The sequence below is a fragment of the Pseudoflavonifractor sp. An85 genome, assembly GCF_002161235.1.
Lineage (GTDB): Bacteria > Bacillota > Clostridia > Oscillospirales > Oscillospiraceae > Enterenecus.
In genome coordinates this window covers 1-15,723 of record NZ_NFHE01000003.1, presented here as the reverse complement: position 1 = coordinate 15,723, position 15,723 = coordinate 1, and the positions used below count along the sequence as shown (strand labels likewise).

Annotated in this window: 13 protein-coding genes; 7 read left to right on the top strand and 6 right to left on the bottom strand. The window is 55.8% G+C overall.

The features are described 5' to 3' along the window. Positions 1 to 14: 14 nt before the first annotated feature. Positions 15 to 5,231, top strand: a complete 5,217-nt coding sequence (locus tag B5G37_RS02410; RefSeq protein WP_158099330.1) for a CehA/McbA family metallohydrolase — start codon at positions 15 to 17, stop codon at positions 5,229 to 5,231. Between the two features lie 152 nt (positions 5,232 to 5,383). On the opposite strand, the gene B5G37_RS02405 is transcribed toward B5G37_RS02410, so the two are convergent. The 5 genes from B5G37_RS02405 to B5G37_RS02385 all read right to left on the bottom strand — a co-directional run bounded on the left by B5G37_RS02405 (position 5,384) and on the right by B5G37_RS02385 (position 8,693). Beyond that, positions 5,384 to 5,716: a type II toxin-antitoxin system death-on-curing family toxin gene (locus B5G37_RS02405; RefSeq protein WP_087253403.1), complete on the bottom strand. Its 333-nt coding sequence runs from the start codon at positions 5,714 to 5,716 to the stop codon at positions 5,384 to 5,386. A gap of 41 nt (positions 5,717 to 5,757) precedes the next feature. Continuing rightward, entirely contained in the window at positions 5,758 to 6,006 is a 249-nt protein-coding gene (locus tag B5G37_RS02400; protein ID WP_087232004.1) for a type II toxin-antitoxin system RelB/DinJ family antitoxin, read from the bottom strand. 242 nt (positions 6,007 to 6,248) lie between these two features. After that, positions 6,249 to 6,713 (bottom strand): SWIM zinc finger family protein, encoded by a 465-nt coding sequence (locus B5G37_RS02395; protein ID WP_158096766.1) that lies wholly within the window; start codon positions 6,711 to 6,713, stop codon positions 6,249 to 6,251. A gap of 19 nt (positions 6,714 to 6,732) precedes the next feature. Continuing rightward, positions 6,733 to 7,572: a sigma-70 family RNA polymerase sigma factor gene (locus B5G37_RS02390; RefSeq protein WP_087253400.1), complete on the bottom strand. Its 840-nt coding sequence runs from the start codon at positions 7,570 to 7,572 to the stop codon at positions 6,733 to 6,735. Next, complete coding sequence (locus B5G37_RS02385) at positions 7,569 to 8,693, bottom strand: DUF6076 domain-containing protein (protein WP_143482858.1); 1,125 nt, start codon at positions 8,691 to 8,693, stop codon at positions 7,569 to 7,571. Before B5G37_RS02385 ends, B5G37_RS02390 begins: the two co-directional genes overlap by 4 nt. A gap of 153 nt (positions 8,694 to 8,846) precedes the next feature. Here B5G37_RS02385 and B5G37_RS02380 point away from each other — a divergent pair, with 153 nt between their 5' ends. The 6 genes from B5G37_RS02380 (at position 8,847) to B5G37_RS02355 (ending at position 15,177) form a co-directional block, all read left to right on the top strand. Next, the gene (locus B5G37_RS02380) at positions 8,847 to 9,998 is read left to right on the top strand and encodes an AAA family ATPase (protein ID WP_087253395.1); all 1,152 of its coding nucleotides are present in this window, start codon (positions 8,847 to 8,849) and stop codon (positions 9,996 to 9,998) included. A 154-nt stretch (positions 9,999 to 10,152) separates the two neighbouring features. Further along, positions 10,153 to 10,470 carry a plasmid mobilization relaxosome protein MobC gene (gene mobC / locus B5G37_RS02375; protein WP_087253393.1) on the top strand — a complete coding sequence of 106 codons (318 nt, stop codon included), beginning with the start codon at positions 10,153 to 10,155 and terminating at the stop codon, positions 10,468 to 10,470. Next, positions 10,470 to 11,822, top strand: a complete 1,353-nt coding sequence (locus B5G37_RS02370) for a relaxase/mobilization nuclease domain-containing protein (protein WP_087253390.1) — start codon at positions 10,470 to 10,472, stop codon at positions 11,820 to 11,822. Before mobC ends, B5G37_RS02370 begins: the two co-directional genes overlap by 1 nt. Positions 11,823 to 11,872: 50 nt before the next feature. Beyond that, on the top strand, positions 11,873 to 12,145 hold the full coding sequence (locus B5G37_RS02365) for a hypothetical protein (RefSeq protein WP_087231056.1): 273 nt from the start codon (positions 11,873 to 11,875) through the stop codon (positions 12,143 to 12,145). A 398-nt stretch (positions 12,146 to 12,543) separates the two neighbouring features. After that, complete coding sequence (locus B5G37_RS02360) at positions 12,544 to 13,011, top strand: hypothetical protein (protein WP_087231053.1); 468 nt, start codon at positions 12,544 to 12,546, stop codon at positions 13,009 to 13,011. Between the two features lie 21 nt (positions 13,012 to 13,032). After that, positions 13,033 to 15,177 (top strand): stage V sporulation T C-terminal domain-containing protein, encoded by a 2,145-nt coding sequence (locus B5G37_RS02355; protein ID WP_087253387.1) that lies wholly within the window; start codon positions 13,033 to 13,035, stop codon positions 15,175 to 15,177. A 45-nt stretch (positions 15,178 to 15,222) separates the two neighbouring features. Here B5G37_RS02355 and B5G37_RS02350 read toward each other — a convergent pair. Further along, on the bottom strand, positions 15,223 to 15,723 hold a 501-nt coding region (locus tag B5G37_RS02350), incomplete at its 5' end, for a M23 family metallopeptidase (protein WP_087253384.1).

The window sequence follows — 15,723 nt, the reverse complement described above, 5'->3', positions numbered from 1 at the left end:
AGGAACGGATACTTATGTATCAAAGATTCAAAAGCTGGGGCAAGCGTGGATTGGCTCTGCTGATGGTACTGGTTCTGTGCTTGGGCATGCTTCCTGTCATGTCCCATGCCCAGGAGAACACCTACACCCAGGTCACGTCGGCGGCACAACTCCAGGCAGGCGGCAGCTTCGTGCTGGTGGCCAACACCGACCGTGGCGCCCAAGCTCTAGGCTCCACCATTGACAGCAAAATTGACGGGGTACCTGTGACGGTGAACGGGACGAACCTCAGCGGCACCGACGTGCCGGTGTGGATGGCAGCGGCTTCGGGAACCGGAATCAGCCTGTCCAATGGCACCAACTATCTGGGCTATGGCAGCTCAGGTACCAACTTTACCAAGCCTCAGGAAGCCTACACCTGGAATGTGACCGATAACGGGGACGGCACCTTCCGTTTTGTGGCCTCTGGAAGCAGCACCCGGGCCATTGCATGGCAAACCTCCGGGGCACGTTTTGGTGCATATTCCACCACCAATTCCAGCGGATACGTGTTTGACCTGCTGGTGTTCCAGGTGGACAGTGGGGACGCAGGGATTACAGTGGCCGCACCCCAGGCACAGCCCCAGGGTGGGGAGGTGGCCTCTGGCACCGCCATTACTCTGACATGCGCCACCCAAGAAGCGGCCATCTACTACACCACCGACGGCAGTGACCCCAGCGACACCAGCACCCTCTATACCGACGAGACTAAGCCGGTGATCACCGGTGAGGCAGGGGCTCAGGTGACCTTAAAGGCGGTGGCCGTGCTGGATGGCACCCAGAGCGCCATCCAGACCATCCGCTACACCATTCAGGCGCCGGCCACTGCCCAGCGGGTGGAGACAATCGCAGAGGGTGACGTGGTGACCATCTACTATCCCGAAGCCAACAAAGTTATGAGCAGCCAGGGCTATACCTACACCAGCAGCTCCGGCAGCACCAAGGATGAGCTGGTGGCCCTGGACGCCCAGGTCAGCGATGCCACTCTGACAATTCCCGAGGGTACGGCTCAGTTCAAGGTCTATGAGCAGGACGGCCACTATATCCTCAAAAGCGACAAGGGTTTCCTCTATCTGGACGGCACCAACGTCCGACTGGTGGAGGAGCAGGGGGAATACACCCTCTTTGACCTGGAGAAGGCCGAAAACGGCTCCTATGTCAAGGGAACCAATGCGGTAGCTTATAACAAACCCCAGTACCTGGAGTACTACGGCGGCTATTTTACCTGCTATAGCATGAATACCAGCAAGCCCCAGATCTACACCTTCCAGTTCTACCGCAGCGGCAGCTTTGATGTGAACGAGGAGCCTCTGGTGCCTGATGATGGGCAGGAGGGAGAGACACCTATTGCTGCTGGTGACCAGGTGGTTATTTATGCTCTGGACACCATGCTGGCCCTGTCCGCCACCGTAAAGAACACTTACTACCCCGTGGGTGTGACGGTGGAGCTGTCCGATGGAACTCTCACCGGGTATGAGGCCACCGAGGTGTGGACGGTGGGGGGAGATGCCGAAACTGGCTTTACCTTCACCAATGGAGGTAAGACTCTGAGTATGGCGGGAAGCTATTCCAGCGTGTACCCCGGTGCAGGGGAGAACGAGACCTGGACGCTGGAAGCCAGTGATACCACAGGAGTATACTATGTGAAAAACCAGGGTCGGGGCAACTACCTGCTTTGGGATGACAAGTATGACGATTGGACCACCAGCAAAAACGACAAAACCGGTGTGGTCTTCCAGGTGGTGGAGGGTGTGCCCGAACCTGAGCCGGAACCCACCCAGCTGGAGGTGCGGGCTACCCCGGCCAGCGGAGCCTCTCTGACCGAGGGTGCTACCATTGAACTGATGAGCGTGGAGGGTGCCACCATCTACTACACCACCGACGGCTCCCAGCCCACCACCAACAGCGAAGCCTACACCAAGGCTCTCAAGGTGGGGGAGGATGTGGCGGTGCCCACTGTGGATCAGCCTCTGACCCTCAAGGCCATCGCCTATCTGCCCGTCGATGAAGAGGCTGGCACCCAGGCTCAGATCAGCCCGGTGGCGGAGTTTACTTATCAGGCTCCTGTGTCTCTGAATGACTACAACCTCTACTTTGGACAGCTTCACTCCCATACCAACATCTCCGACGGTGCGGGCAGCGTGGAGGAGGCCTTTGACCATGCCTCTCAGGTGGACAATCTGGACTTCCTGGCGGTCACTGACCACTCCAACTCCTTCGACAATGAGAGTGCCGACGGGGTGGGCCTGGAAAATGACTGCACCACCATCAGCAGCGAGTGGGCCCAGGGCCACGAGGCAGCTGCCAATGCCACCACTGAGAACTTTGTGGGTCTCTATGGCTTTGAGATGACTTGGTCGGATGGGTTCGGTCACATCAACACCTTCAACACCCCAGGTTTTGAAAGCCGTAGCAACAGCGAGTTCGGCAATAAGTCCGGCAGCACCGAAGGCTATCAGAACTACTATAATATGCTGGTGCAGGTCAGTTCCTCTCTGTCCCAGTTCAACCATCCCGGCACCACCTTTGGTGATTTCCAGGACTTTGCGTTCTACTCCGCCGCACTGGATCAGCGCATCACCCTCATTGAGGTGGGCAACGGCGAAGGAGCCATTGGCTCCAGCGGCTACTTCCCCAGCTATGAGTACTACACCCGTGCTTTGGACAAGGGGTGGCATGTGGCCCCCACAAACAACCAGGACAACCACAAGGGTAACTGGGGCGACTCCAACACCGCCCGCAGTGTGGTGCTGGCCTCTGACTTGACTGAGCAGGGCATTTACGATGCCATTGCCAACTACCGGGTGTACGCCACCGAGGACAACGATCTGTCCATCCTGTATTCTCTCAACGGCAACGCTATGGGCTCCATCCTGCCCAAGCAGGAGCAGGGGGTCACTATACAGGCCCAGATCAGCGACCCCACCGACTCCGGCGATGCCAAGGTGGAGGTAATCGTCAACGGTGGTCTGGTTGCAGCCAGCAAGACCCTGTCCGGCTGCAACGGTACTGTGACCTTTGCCTTTGACAGCAACGACTACTCCTACTACTATCTGCGCATCACTCAGGCCGACCAGAACATCGCCGTTACCGCTCCCGTGTGGACTGGTGAGGGGGTCAATGCCGGTATCTCCAGCACAGTGTGCGATCAGGAGTTGGTGGTGCGTGGCGAGGCGGTCAACCTCTCCAGCGAGATCTACAACAACGCCGGCAGCGATATGACCGTCCAGTCCATGACCTATTCCGTGGACGGTGAGGTGATTCACACCGTGAACGTCCAGGAAATCGGAAGCAATGGCGTGTTGACCTCTGGAACTACGGCACAGATTTCTTTCCCCTGCACCTTTGACATGGCAGGTAAGACCACTGTGGATGTGTCCCTGGTCTCCACCATCGGCGGAACCGAGTACACCTTTACCGGGGTGCTCCAACTTAACGTCACCGATCCCTCTCTGGTCACCCGTATCCTGGTGGACGGCACCCACTACAACGACTATGTCACCGGCTACTATTCCGGGAACATGGGGAACTTCACCGCCCTGGCCGCCGAGATGAACGCCCAGGTGACCATCAAACAGCCCGGGGAGACTATCACCGCGGAGGACTTGGAGAATGTCTCTCTGTTGGTGGTATCTGCCCCCCTGAAGAAAGAGCAAAATGGCGTGACCCCCACAGAGGAGACCAACTTCTCGGAGGAATACATCCAGCTGGTGGCGGACTATGCCAAGAATGGCGGTACCGTCATTCTCTGCGGCTTGGCGGACTATCAGGATAGCTTCAGCGGCGCTCCCTTCTGTTCCACCGAGCAGGTCAACCCCATTTTGGAGGCCATGGGATCTACTCTGCGCCTCAATGACGACGAGGTGCTGGACGACGACACCAATTACAACGGAGGCGCCACCCAGACCTACCGCGTGTATATGGATAAATTTAACACACAGGATTTTCCTCAGCTCTTTGCTGGGCTGCAGGAGGGCCAGGTGTACAGCGCCTACTCCGGCTGTTCTGTGGATCTGGGCGAAAATGGTCAGGCTCTGGTGATGGGTTCTTCCAACTGCTATTCCATCAACTCCAACGTCCGCCCCGAGGGCAGTGAAGGAAAATGGGACAGCGGCAAGGAAAAGGGCAGCACCACCAGCGGCTCTTACGATGCCAGCACCGCTGTCGTGCAAAAGGGAGATGTGGTCACTCTGGCCACTGAGGCCGTGGGCCGGGGCCGGGTGTATGTGGCCGGTACAGTGTTCCTGTCCAACTTTGAAATCTCCGACAGCTCCAGCGTGGACTACGGCGATGCCAGCTATGCCAACAAGGTCATTGTCCAGAACATCGTCTCCTCTATTCTGGAGGAGCGGGAGATTAGCACCATTGCCGAGGCCCGTCAGGGTGAGGTGGGTGACATCTTTACCGTGGAGGGTGTGGTTACCGCTGGCAATGTGGAACCCAACGCCTTCTTTGACACCATCTACATCCAGGACGAAACCGGAGGCATTGACCTCTATCCTGTCTCCAGCGCTGACGGCACTTTCCTGGTGGGCCAGACTGTCCGGGTCACCGGCAGCTGGGATCAGTACCAGGGCGATGTGGAGCTACGAGTCATTGACATCGAGTTGGTGGACAGCACCATCCAGCCTGTGGAGCCGAAAGAACTGACCCTGGAGCAGGCCAACGACTACGACACCTACGGTGGCTGGCTGGCCAAGGTCAGCGGTACCGTGACTTCGGTGGAGCTGGTCAGCGAGCAGGTCAGTGAGGTCATGCTCAGTGACGGTACCCATGAGTTCCGCCTGCTGTTCAACAACTACATTGGCTACTCCCAAGACGGCAGTACCCCCCTGGAGACCTTTGTGAAGGTGGGGGCCGACATCTCCGCTGTGGGTGTGGTGTACTATGACCCCGACGGGGCCTGCCTGCGCATCCGGGACCGTTCCGAGGTGGAGCTGGTGGATGATCAGCAGCCCGAAGAGGATGACACCACCAAGCCCGGTGACGGTACCACCACCCAGCCGGACGACGATGTCAACAAGCCTGGTCAGAGCACCGATGATTCCGGAAACAATACCGGCAACACCACAGACACCACTGCTAAGCCCGATGGGGACAAGAATCCCCAGACCGGCGACACCAATCAGATGATGGCTTATGTGGTGGTTCTGGTTGTGGCCATGGGAGCCCTGCGCGGCGTGGTGACTCTGCGCAAGCGGGTATGGCGATAAGTAGGTATCCAGCTGATCTAAAAAGATTCGCAATATAACAGAAAAAACGAGAAACCCGCTGCAGGAGTTTCAATTCTGCGGCGGGTTCTGTGTTCATGGAAAAAGCAGCAGAGCCACATTCCGCAGATGGAATGATGTTCTGCTGCTTTTGATTATCGGAGATGCTGTTGAATCCATTTGCTCAAATCGGTTTCATTGGCGGCTCCGCTGGCAATGGAAATGAACATATCCGCCAGTTCTCCTTCTCGTAGTTGGAGGGCATATCCATTCCATTTGAGAAGCAGCTGTACCACCATAGCCCCGATGCGTTTGTTTCCGTCCAGAAAGGCGTGGTTGGAGGCTAGTCCAAAGCCGATACGGGCAATTTTATCGATGTCACCGGGGAATAGGTCTGTACCGCCAAAGGATTGCAGGGGAGCGGAGACGGCGGATTCCAAAACGGAACGATCCCTTAAGCCGTCAATACCGCCGATCTTTTTGATCACTTAAGAATGAAGGGCGATCACATCATCTGCGGTAATCCAAATCATTCTGCCATCCTCTTATAGTCGGCGGAAAAAGCATCCAGCAGTTCACTGGCGTCATCCAGCATTTGTGCACGGCTGACTTTAGCGGGGGGAGCCAACTTCACCGCAAAGGGCATACCGCCGGAGCGTACAAAGGCGTTGGCGAAGATATTGAAGGCAGTGGATGGGGTCATGCCTAACTGGGCGCAGATTTCCGTCATTTGTGCCTTGGTCTGGCTGTCCATGCGAAAGGTCATGTTGGTGTCCATAGAGAGTCCCTCCTTGCGCTACAATTATAGTGCTTATTATGTGCATTGTCAATACAACGGCGGATGCATGAGGGCGGAGCAGAGCAAGTAATTACAAACTGTAAGCAGTTGAAAGTATTTACAGGAAAGGCATTCATGTTTATACAAAGCGGGGACATAAACTCGTTGCAGTATTTGCATCAAAACAGCAAAAACTCCTTTCACTTTTTGTTCTGGCCTTGGATCGCATAGGGTGTGCTCGGTCATTCCTCATAAAAATCACCATACGAATCCAGAAAACGCTCAACCTGCCACTCCGGCCCTGTGAACAGAAGATCCAGCAGTGCCGTCTGGAGTTCCGATTTCTTCATGCGATGCACACGGTGGAGCAAACGATCCTCCAGTTGCTCCTGTGCCTGTTCTTGTTCGTTCCAATATGCCTCCACCTCTGCGATATACTGTGCAGCTTCTTCGGGAAAAACGGTGAGGTAGAGGGCGACCATGTGTTTGCAGATGATCCGTCGTCCGGCGGCGTGGGGACAGGTGCATTGACTTTTCCGAGGGTGGGACAAGTCGATGGTCACGTCATATTGTGCGCCGTTGCTGCCGGACACAGTGCCGTGGTAGGAGGTGTCGCCGCACGGCTCCACACGCAAGACCTTTTTGTTCTGGAAATATTCATAGCCACGGTAGGCAGACTGCCCACTGGCAAGGGATAAAATACTCATATGATTGCCTCCTATCGGTCTATCTGGGGTTAACACAAACTTCCCGCACTGCCTTCCGAATGGCTTTCTGCCTAGCAATCCACTGCCCATAGGCACCGCCATTGAGCTGCTGTTTTAATTTGCGGATGGCACTTTTATAGGCCTTCTCTGCACCGCTGGGGCCGTTGTAGTTCAAGCGAATGGCCAACTCCTGAAAGGTCATGCCCCGTCCGTCCGCCTGATCCAGGCCCAGATAGTTGCGCACCAGATTTAACTCCCGGGGATTCAGTACTTCCTCCATGCGCTGGAGAAGTAGCGTCCGGCGCATAAATCGGTCATAGGCCTTGGCGGGATCACCGCCATAGCTTACATCAAAGACACGGTCGCCCAAGGATTCCGTGTGGAAAAAGGTGCGGTATTCCTCCAGCATCCGTTTGGCCACCAGGGCAGAGACCGATAGCTTTTTCTGGATTGCAGCGAGAAGCTCGTCTTCGGTTTCCTGTTCATGGGCAGCACAGAGAAAAGCCACCTGGCGCAATTGCTGATAACGCTCTGCTGGGAAAGACAGGGGGCAGGAGCTTTGTGCGGCAAAGTCCTGCATGGCGGTCTCTATGGCAGAGGTAGCATAGGTCAGAAGTTTGGTCCCCCTGGACGGGTCAAACCGCTGTGCCGCCTCCAGAAGAGCCAGCGCACCCTCCTGTTTCAAATCCTCCATCAGGGAGGGTTGGGAAAGCTGCTTGGCATACGTGGTGGCCAGTTTCGTGAGGTATCCCTCGTTCTGGGAGAGTAATTGAGAAGCCGCCTGAGGGTCGCCCTCTTGGATTAGGCGGGCAAGCTCTTCGTTGCTGCAAGATGGGGTGGAACAATCGTACATCTTCATGACTGTTTCCCTCGTTCCAAACGGCGTTGGGCCTGGGCATAGAGTGCCTCCAACTCCATGTCCTGTGCGTACCCGTGGGCGGCGTAGTCGTTGTCCATAAGGGCCTTGTCCCGGCAGACTGCTGCCAAATGGAGTGCCTCTTGCCGCAGTTCGTCCGAAATTTTGCGCCGCTGGTGATGTTTGCGGATGGTGCCGGTGCGGGTATTGAACAGACTGTAAATGGGGTGGTGTTTGTTTTGCTCCTTCTGGTGCATCATAGCTCCGTACTGCCTGCAGGTCATGCGGCTGTCCTGGGGAGCTATGCCGTCGCAGTATTTGGGGACATGGGCGTTGGTGGTGAGAAAATAATACCCACAGTTTTGGCACTGGCTGGGGGCATGGCCGTGGTGTAACCCGTTCAACAAATCGAAGATGTAAAAGTGAATGAGGGTGGGGAATTCTATCCGCTGGACAAACACCATGTCTGTTTCGTGTTTGGGATTGCGGGCAAAGGTATAAGTGGAGGATATAGTGGGGGAGATGGTGAAGGGCTCGATTTCTGCATAGGAGAGCTTATGCATCATGGCCCAGAAGTCCTCACTGTTGAAACAGTCGCGGGCGGCGGTGGCAAAGAAGGTCTCGTTGCGTTTCTTGAGCCTGCGCAGGTACTCGACCTCGAAATATAGACCTGCCACAGAAAAGTGGTAGATGCCCAGGGGGATGCTGAATGCGGCAGTGAGGTAGCGGAAGAAGAATTGCCGGACAGGGGAGGCCGGATGCAGCAAATCGTTGTGAGAGGCTGGAGAAAACAACACGTCCACGGCATGAAGCTCCTGCGCCTTGTCCAGGAAGCAGTAGGGTGGACAACGCCACAGGATGTCCAGGAGTGGTTCCAGGGTGGGACGAGTTTCCTGCAACAGATGGACAAACCGAGAAGGCTCCGCAAAGGCCAGCGCTTCCACCTGGTGGCTGATGGTGCCGCCCAGAGTGAGTAATTCCTGCAACATCTCTGGGCTGACGTTTAACAGGTCGGCGGCAAAGTGTCCGGCTGGATAAGCGATCTCGTTGAAAAAGACTTGATCCTGCCAGATATCCAGGGTCAGGTGTAAGAGATTGTTGGTCTGCTGGATTCCCATTGGCATAGTCTCACCCCACTGTCCTATATCCTTTTTTGTGGTGTCTTGCGATACTCTCATTTTATCAAAACAACCAGAATAATCAAGTGAAAGGACAATCCCTTTCCTCAAAGCGCTCACGTCAAGTGGGCGCTTATTTTATATTCGGAGGTGTTGATTATGAATGAACCAATCCCAAAACTTCGCACTGTGGACGGAGCTGCACTGATGAGCCAGCCGCTGCGTCCGCCCAACTTTGTGGTGGACACGCTGCTGTCCCAAGGGCTGCATATCCTGGCAGGCTCTCCTAAAGTGGGCAAGTCCTGGTTGGCCCTGTGGCTTGCGGTGACGGTGGCCAAAGGAGAATCCATCTGGGGAATGCCTGTGCGGCAGGGGACGACCCTGTATCTCTGCCTGGAAGACTCGGTCCTCCGCATCCAGAATCGTCTCTTTGAGATCACCGAGGACGCACCAGACAGTGTCCACTTCTGTACGGACTGTGCCCCCATCGGGCAGGGGCTGGAGGAGCAAGTGGAACACTTTCTGGCTCAGCATCCTGACACGGTGCTGGTGATTGTGGACACCCTGCAAATGATTCGCCCAGTCCACGGTGCCACCTACGCCAACGACTACCGGGACCTGTCGGTTCTGAAACGAATGGCAGATCGGCACGGCATTGCCGTTCTGCTCATCCACCACCTGCGCAAAGAAAAGGCGGCGGATGTGTTCTGCCGAATCTCTGGCACCACAGCCATCAGCGGAGCCGTGGACTCCAGCTTCACGCTGGTGGAGGAGCGGCGGGGCACTGCCAGAGCAAAGCTCACCTGCATCGGGCGAGACATTGAATACCGGGAACTTGAGCTGCAACGGAATGGAGAAAACGTGTGGGAACTGGTTTCGGACAGCCGGGAACAGCTCTCACTGGGAGAGAGACGGATCGTGTGTCTTCTCTCTGAACTGATGGGGAGACAGAAAACATTTATCGGCACTCCCACGGAGCTTTCCAAACAGATTGACCCTGATGGGGCAGCAGGGATCACACCGAAAAAGGTGTCCCGGATGATCCTGCAAAGCCTTGACGCTCTAAGGGAAAGGGGAATTACGGCGGTGGTTCGCCGCAGCAACGGGAAACGGATTGTGGAGCTGCACCGTGCCGAAAGTGCCGATGCAGAGGGTGTTCCGGACATCGACCCTATCGACCCTGCCGCCGCTACGCTGTCAGCTAACAATGGTGAGACGGGGGCCGGGGACGGGGGACCGGACCGCAAAATGGGGTCCCCAGCGAAACCCAGCGCAGAGGTTTCGCTGGGGAAAGGACGAGCGATGGAGTGAGCGAGCCTTGCTGTACGCAGCGAGGCGAGGGATGCGGAGTCCGCGAGGACGCGGGCAAGCAGAGCCTTCGTCCGACGTTGTCGGACTTGGCAGCGCCGGAAAACCGGCGCATTCCGGGCAGGAGCCCGGACCCACTTTAGAACTGGAGGGCTAAATGAAAGAGAAAAAAGAACGACGGATCACGCTCAGGCTGACACAGGAGCAGTATGACAGCATTGCGGCAAAGGCGGAGTTAGCTCAAATGTCTGTGGGGGCCTATGTGCGTGGGGCGGCCCTGCGGCACAAGGTCGTGGTTGTGGATGGACTGAAAGAGATCACCCACGAACTCAAAGGCATTGGCCGCAGCGTCAATCAGCTGGCCGTGCTGGCCAACATGGGGCGCATCAAAGAAGTACATCTGGTGGACACGTGGGAAGCCCTCAGCCAAATCTACTGGAAGCTGCAAGAGCTGTCAGGACAGGAGAAGCGCTGATGGCTACGGTTACATTTATCAAATATCAAAAGCAGTCCGCTGGGGCGTTGCGTGGGGTGGCGGGATATGTGTCTCAGGCGCAGAAAACCAGAGAGGAGGACGGCTGGTTGGTCAGTGGCCAAAACTGTACGACCCAATTGGCGGTGCAGGAGTTTATGGCCACCCGACAGATGCACCACAAGGATAGCCCAGTGTGGTTCTACCACTATGTCCAGTCCTTCCATCCCCAGGAATCGGTCACTGGGAAAGAGGCGCACCAGTTGGCCCAGGACTTTGCTCGGCAGGCTTGGCCGGACAGCGAGGTGATCATTGCTACCCACACCGATGCCCAGCACATTCATTCCCATTTCATTGTCAATGCGGTGTGTTACCAGTCGGGGAAGATGCTTCGCCAGGGGCCCAATACATTGAAACATCTTCGCGCTCTGTCCGATGCACTCTGTGAGGAACATGGCCTTTCTGTGTTGCCCAAACAGCAGGAGCCAAAGAGCAAGGGCATGAGCAGCCGGGAATATCGTTCGGCAGCAAAGGGGGAAAGTTGGAAGTTCCGCCTTGTGAACACCATTGATCAATGTATGCGGTATGCTGCCAGCCGGGAAGAGTTCATCTCCCTGATGAAAAGCGAAGGCTATCAGGTGCGTTGGACGGATGGCCGGAAGAGCATTACCTACACCACACCCCAGGGTTTGAAGTGCCGGGATGACCGGCTCCACAAAGAAAAGTACACCAAGGAGGTTATGGAACATGAATTCGCAATCCGAGCAGCGCTTGTCGCTGGAGGAATTGAAACAACGCAACGCCCCACCGCCTACGAGAGAAATGTCCCATCCTACCCAGGAGGAGTGGGAGGAACTGCTGAACATCCTCAGCGCCCTGTATCGGCTGGAGACAGAACAGAGGAATGTGCTGGACGACCTGGAGCGGCGCACAGCGGCCCACACAGCCCTTCTGCAGGAACTTTCCGGCTGGAGGGGGTGGTACCTCATCCAGGAGAAGATAGAGGCACTGACGGGCGATGTGGCCCAAATGCGGAGGATGCTGCAACAGGCTGGGAAAAAGAAAGAGCGGCGTTTTTCTCTGCCCTCCATACACCTGCCCAGACCACATTTGCCCCATCTGGATGGGCCGACCTGGGCCACGCTGTTGATGATTCTGGCGGGGTTGCTGCTTCTCTGGTTGGCCTGGGGCGGAGGTTGGAGCAAACTCAGTCTGCTGCTCCCGTAAGGGATGCCACCACTACGCCTTCCCACACCGACCGAAAAACCCGGCGCAGACAACAGGAAAAGAAAATCGCCTTGGGACACAAGGCGGATGATCATGAGGATAAACCCACATGGGAACCATCCATGTGAATATTTTTCAGGCAAACAGAGGAAAATGTTGGATAGGAGATGATAGCCCATTGCAAATGAACGTACGTGAAAAAAGTAAAGTAGTAGAGCTGTGGCTGACCCGAGAGGAAAAGAATGACCCGGAGTTCCGGGAATCCTTAAAACCCATCTACCAGCAGTACAAGGCGCAAAAGTATCTGGTAGCAGTGTTCCTGTCGGGAGAGGAGAACCTGTACGAGCAGACCCGAGATCTTCTGCTCTACAACCGTCGGCGGTCAGCGGAGAAAGAGGTGCAGAGGCAAAAGGAAATACAAATGCAAATGGAACCGGTGATGACTCAGTGAGACATGGGGGAGGCAGTGCGAACTGCCTCCCCCGCTTCAGTTATTTTCCCCTTGCAATTTCGGAAAAATCAATATACAATGTTATCTACAATGGCTATAAAAATGGATGTCTATATTGTTGAAAGGAAAACGATATGAATCAGGAACCTATGCAGCAGGGGGAAATCTTGCTCTACGACAACGGCGACAAAAGTAGTTTGTCAGTGTGATATTCCGATGTGAGACCTTCTGGCTGACGCAAAAGGTAATGGTGCAACCGTTTCCAAAATGGAAACAGTTCAGGAGGAGGGCGGACGAAGGATTCGCCGCACATTGGCTCACTACAAGCTGGATGCAATCATTGGGGTAGGATAGCGAGTTCAAGCAATATAAAGTTAAGATAGGAAGAGGTGAAGCAAATGGGAATCGCCTTTCGACATTCGGCAGGCTTCGGCAAACGAATGGAATACTATTTGATTGGTAAAATGCTGATGGAAGGGCTGGATTGTTATGTACCACTGGTAGACGACCATGGGGTGGACTGTGTCATCAAAAAGAGCGACGGCACCTTCATCGAGGTGCAGATCAAGGCTCGTTCCAGCAGTGTAACAGACGGGGATGCAGCACTATTCTCGGCCATTACCCATGAGTTCAGGCCAAACTTCTACTTCGTGTTCTTCTCGGAGCGGTTGGACAATACGATGTGGATCTTGTCTTCTGAGGAATTTCTCAAAGAGTGTGTCACCAATAAGACCGGCAAGAATGCGGGAAAGCGGAGCATCTGGTTCAATGGCAACCGCATAGACAAGGAAACTGGAGAAAAGAAGGAATATTGCAAAGAGCAATTCAAGAAATACATAGCAACGGATTTCTCAAGATTCTACTGATGGAAGGATGTGAGGTATCACATGATCGAAACCTATGACATTGCTGGCTACTGCCGTATCTCGGTGGACGAGGAACTGGACCGGGACAACGTGTCCATCGAAAACCAAAAGGCCATCATCCAGGACTTTGTAAAGCAGAAATTTCCGGGCAGCACTCTCACCTTCTATGAGGACCGGGACCGCTCCGGCTACACCTTCGAGCAGCGAGAGGGATACCAGGCCATGCGAAAGGGACTGGTGAGCCACAAATACGACATCCTGGTGGTCAAGGATTTCTCCCGCTTCTCCCGCCGCAACAGTCGGGGACTGGTGGAGCTGGAGGACTTGCGGGATGCCGGGGCACGAATCATCTCCATAGGGGACGGCATCGACTTCCCCAACGACGATGACTGGCTGAAAATCCAGTTCCAATTCCTCATCAATGAAATGCCCGTCACCGACACCAGCAAAAAGGTGAAGAACGTTATCAAGCGTCGGCAGGCGGACGGGAAATGGATCTGTGCCGCTCCTTATGGCTACATTGTCAACAAACAGCAGGCCTTTGAGGTGGTTCCCACCGAGGCAGACGTGGTGCGTACCATCTTCCGTCTCTACAACGAGGAGGGGTGGGGGTATAAGAAGATCGCCAACTACCTCACCGACCAAGGGATTCCCACCCCTCGCATGGCGGAGCAGGCCCGGAAGGAGGCGGCCGGGGAGGAGTATCGCCGGACGGTGAAGCGTGACTGGGCGCTGGTGACGGTGCAGGGCATTCTGGACAATGATTTCTACATTGGCACCCTGCGCCAGGGGAAATATACCCGCAAGAAGATCAACGGCAAGGATGTGCGCCAGGATGAGGGGGAGCATATCGTCATTGAGAACCACCACCAGGCCATCATCGACTACCGCACCTTTGCCACCACCCGGGCCCTGCGGGAAATGCGTACCACCTCCAACTACCGTGGGGTGAAAAAGTACGACAATGTATATTCCGGGTTCCTGGTGTGCGGGGACTGCGGCAGTCCCATGTTTGCCATGAGCCGCAAGGATTTGAAAAACGCCTACACCTGTGGCACCTACCACCGCCGGGGGCGGTCGGGATGTACGTCCCATCACATCCGGGTGGACAAGCTGGACGAGCTTCTGAAAAGCTATGTCCGACAGGTGATGGATCACTCCTCGGATATGCTACAGCGGCTCAATGAGGACTTAGCCCGGGAGCAGGAGGATGTAGCGGAGACGGAGCAGAGCGCCGACCACCTGGCCGAGGTGCTGGTGGATCTCCAGGAAGAGTTGAAGATCACTAAACGCCAGCGCATCCGGGACTTGATGAAGCACCCGGAGCAGGAAGAACTGCTGGAGCAGACCTACGACGAGCTGGAGACAGACCTGCAAAAGCGAATTGAGGGCATCACCCACCAGATTGAAATGCTGTCTGATAAGCGAAATACCATCATCCAGGTCAACCGAGCCGCCCGCACCGCTATGGAGGTCTTTCACGACGTTCTGAGCAAGGACACCTTGGAGCGCAACGACTTGGAGCTGATCATTCGGCAGATCAAGGTCTACGAGGACCATCTGGAGATTCAGCTGCAATCGGACGTGGACGCCATACTCCGCTCGGGGACCCTGGAGGGCGCCGTAAATTTTAAGCAGGGCATGGGGCATATCTCATCGGTCACCATCGTTCAGGAGTCTAACAAGCATCTGAACAAGGTGTTCCATGCCAATGTTATCAGTGACGGTGACCCCCTGGAAATCTATACGGATCGAGAAGGCAGTGTGATTTTTCGTAAGTACTCTCAGCTGGAGGACATGACAGAGTTGGCCGCCGAGCTGTGTGAGACCATGTACCGGATGATGAGCGTACCGGTGGTGGTCACGGATCGGGATTGCTGCATTGCCTCTGGCGGTGCGCCTCGCAAAGACTTGCTGGAGCGCAACGTGTCCGCCCAGCTGGGGATGGTCATGGAGGGAAGAAAACCCTTCCAAGGTGAGGGAGAAGAGGTGACACTGCTGGATGGGGACACCCGCTACCGGGTGGAACTGGCATATCCCATCGTCAGTCACGGAGATGTGCTGGGCAGTGTGTTGCTGCTCCATGGAGATGTTCCGGTGGGAGAGCCTGAGCAAAAGGTAGCCCAGACCGCAGCTGCCTTTTTGGGGCGTCATATGGAGAGCTAAAAAACCGGGATGCACGAAGGTTTTCTCGTGCATCCCGGTTTTTTATCATTGGCCCAGATAAGTTTCTGGATTGATGGCATCGCTGCCTTGGTACATGGCAAAGTGCAGATGGGGATCCTTTCCGCTCTCGGCCGCGGCGGTATCGCCAATTTCGCCGATGACGGTGTCTGAGGCAACGGCATCGCCTACGGCTACGGGGGGATTGTCTGCCAGGTTGGAATAGACGCTGAACAGCTCATTGCCGTGATCTACCACCACGGTCACGCCCATCAGGTCGTCGTTGTAGACGGCGCTGACCACGCCCTTGGCGGTGGCCTGTACACGGGTGCCCAGAGAAGAGGCAATGTCCAACCCATCGTGGGTGCGCCAGTCACCCATGGTCTCATTGTAGGCCAGCACTTCCACCGAGAAGGGGGAGATCACCGTTCCGCTCACAGGCCAAGAATACTGGGCCACGGTCTCCTGGGGAGCAGCAGAGGGAACGGGAGTAGGCTGGACGGTGGGAGACGGAGTGGGAGCGGGAGTAGCGGTGGGGCGGGGGGTGAC

Bases quoted from the DNA above. Each gene is read 5' to 3' on its own strand.
- B5G37_RS02410 (WP_158099330.1), top strand. From the start codon at position 15: ATGTATCAAAGATTCAAAAGCTGGGGCAAGCGTGGATTGGCTCTGCTG.
- B5G37_RS02400 (WP_087232004.1), bottom strand. From the start codon at position 6,006: ATGGACACCAACATGACCTTTCGCATGGACAGCCAGACCAAGGCACAA.
- B5G37_RS02395 (WP_158096766.1), bottom strand. From the start codon at position 6,713: ATGAGTATTTTATCCCTTGCCAGTGGGCAGTCTGCCTACCGTGGCTAT.
- B5G37_RS02390 (WP_087253400.1), bottom strand. From the start codon at position 7,572: ATGAAGATGTACGATTGTTCCACCCCATCTTGCAGCAACGAAGAGCTT.
- B5G37_RS02385 (WP_143482858.1), bottom strand. From the start codon at position 8,693: ATGCCAATGGGAATCCAGCAGACCAACAATCTCTTACACCTGACCCTG.
- B5G37_RS02380 (WP_087253395.1), top strand. From the start codon at position 8,847: ATGAATGAACCAATCCCAAAACTTCGCACTGTGGACGGAGCTGCACTG.
- mobC (WP_087253393.1), top strand. From the start codon at position 10,153: ATGAAAGAGAAAAAAGAACGACGGATCACGCTCAGGCTGACACAGGAG.
- B5G37_RS02370 (WP_087253390.1), top strand. From the start codon at position 10,470: ATGGCTACGGTTACATTTATCAAATATCAAAAGCAGTCCGCTGGGGCG.
- B5G37_RS02360 (WP_087231053.1), top strand. From the start codon at position 12,544: ATGGGAATCGCCTTTCGACATTCGGCAGGCTTCGGCAAACGAATGGAA.
- B5G37_RS02355 (WP_087253387.1), top strand. From the start codon at position 13,033: ATGATCGAAACCTATGACATTGCTGGCTACTGCCGTATCTCGGTGGAC.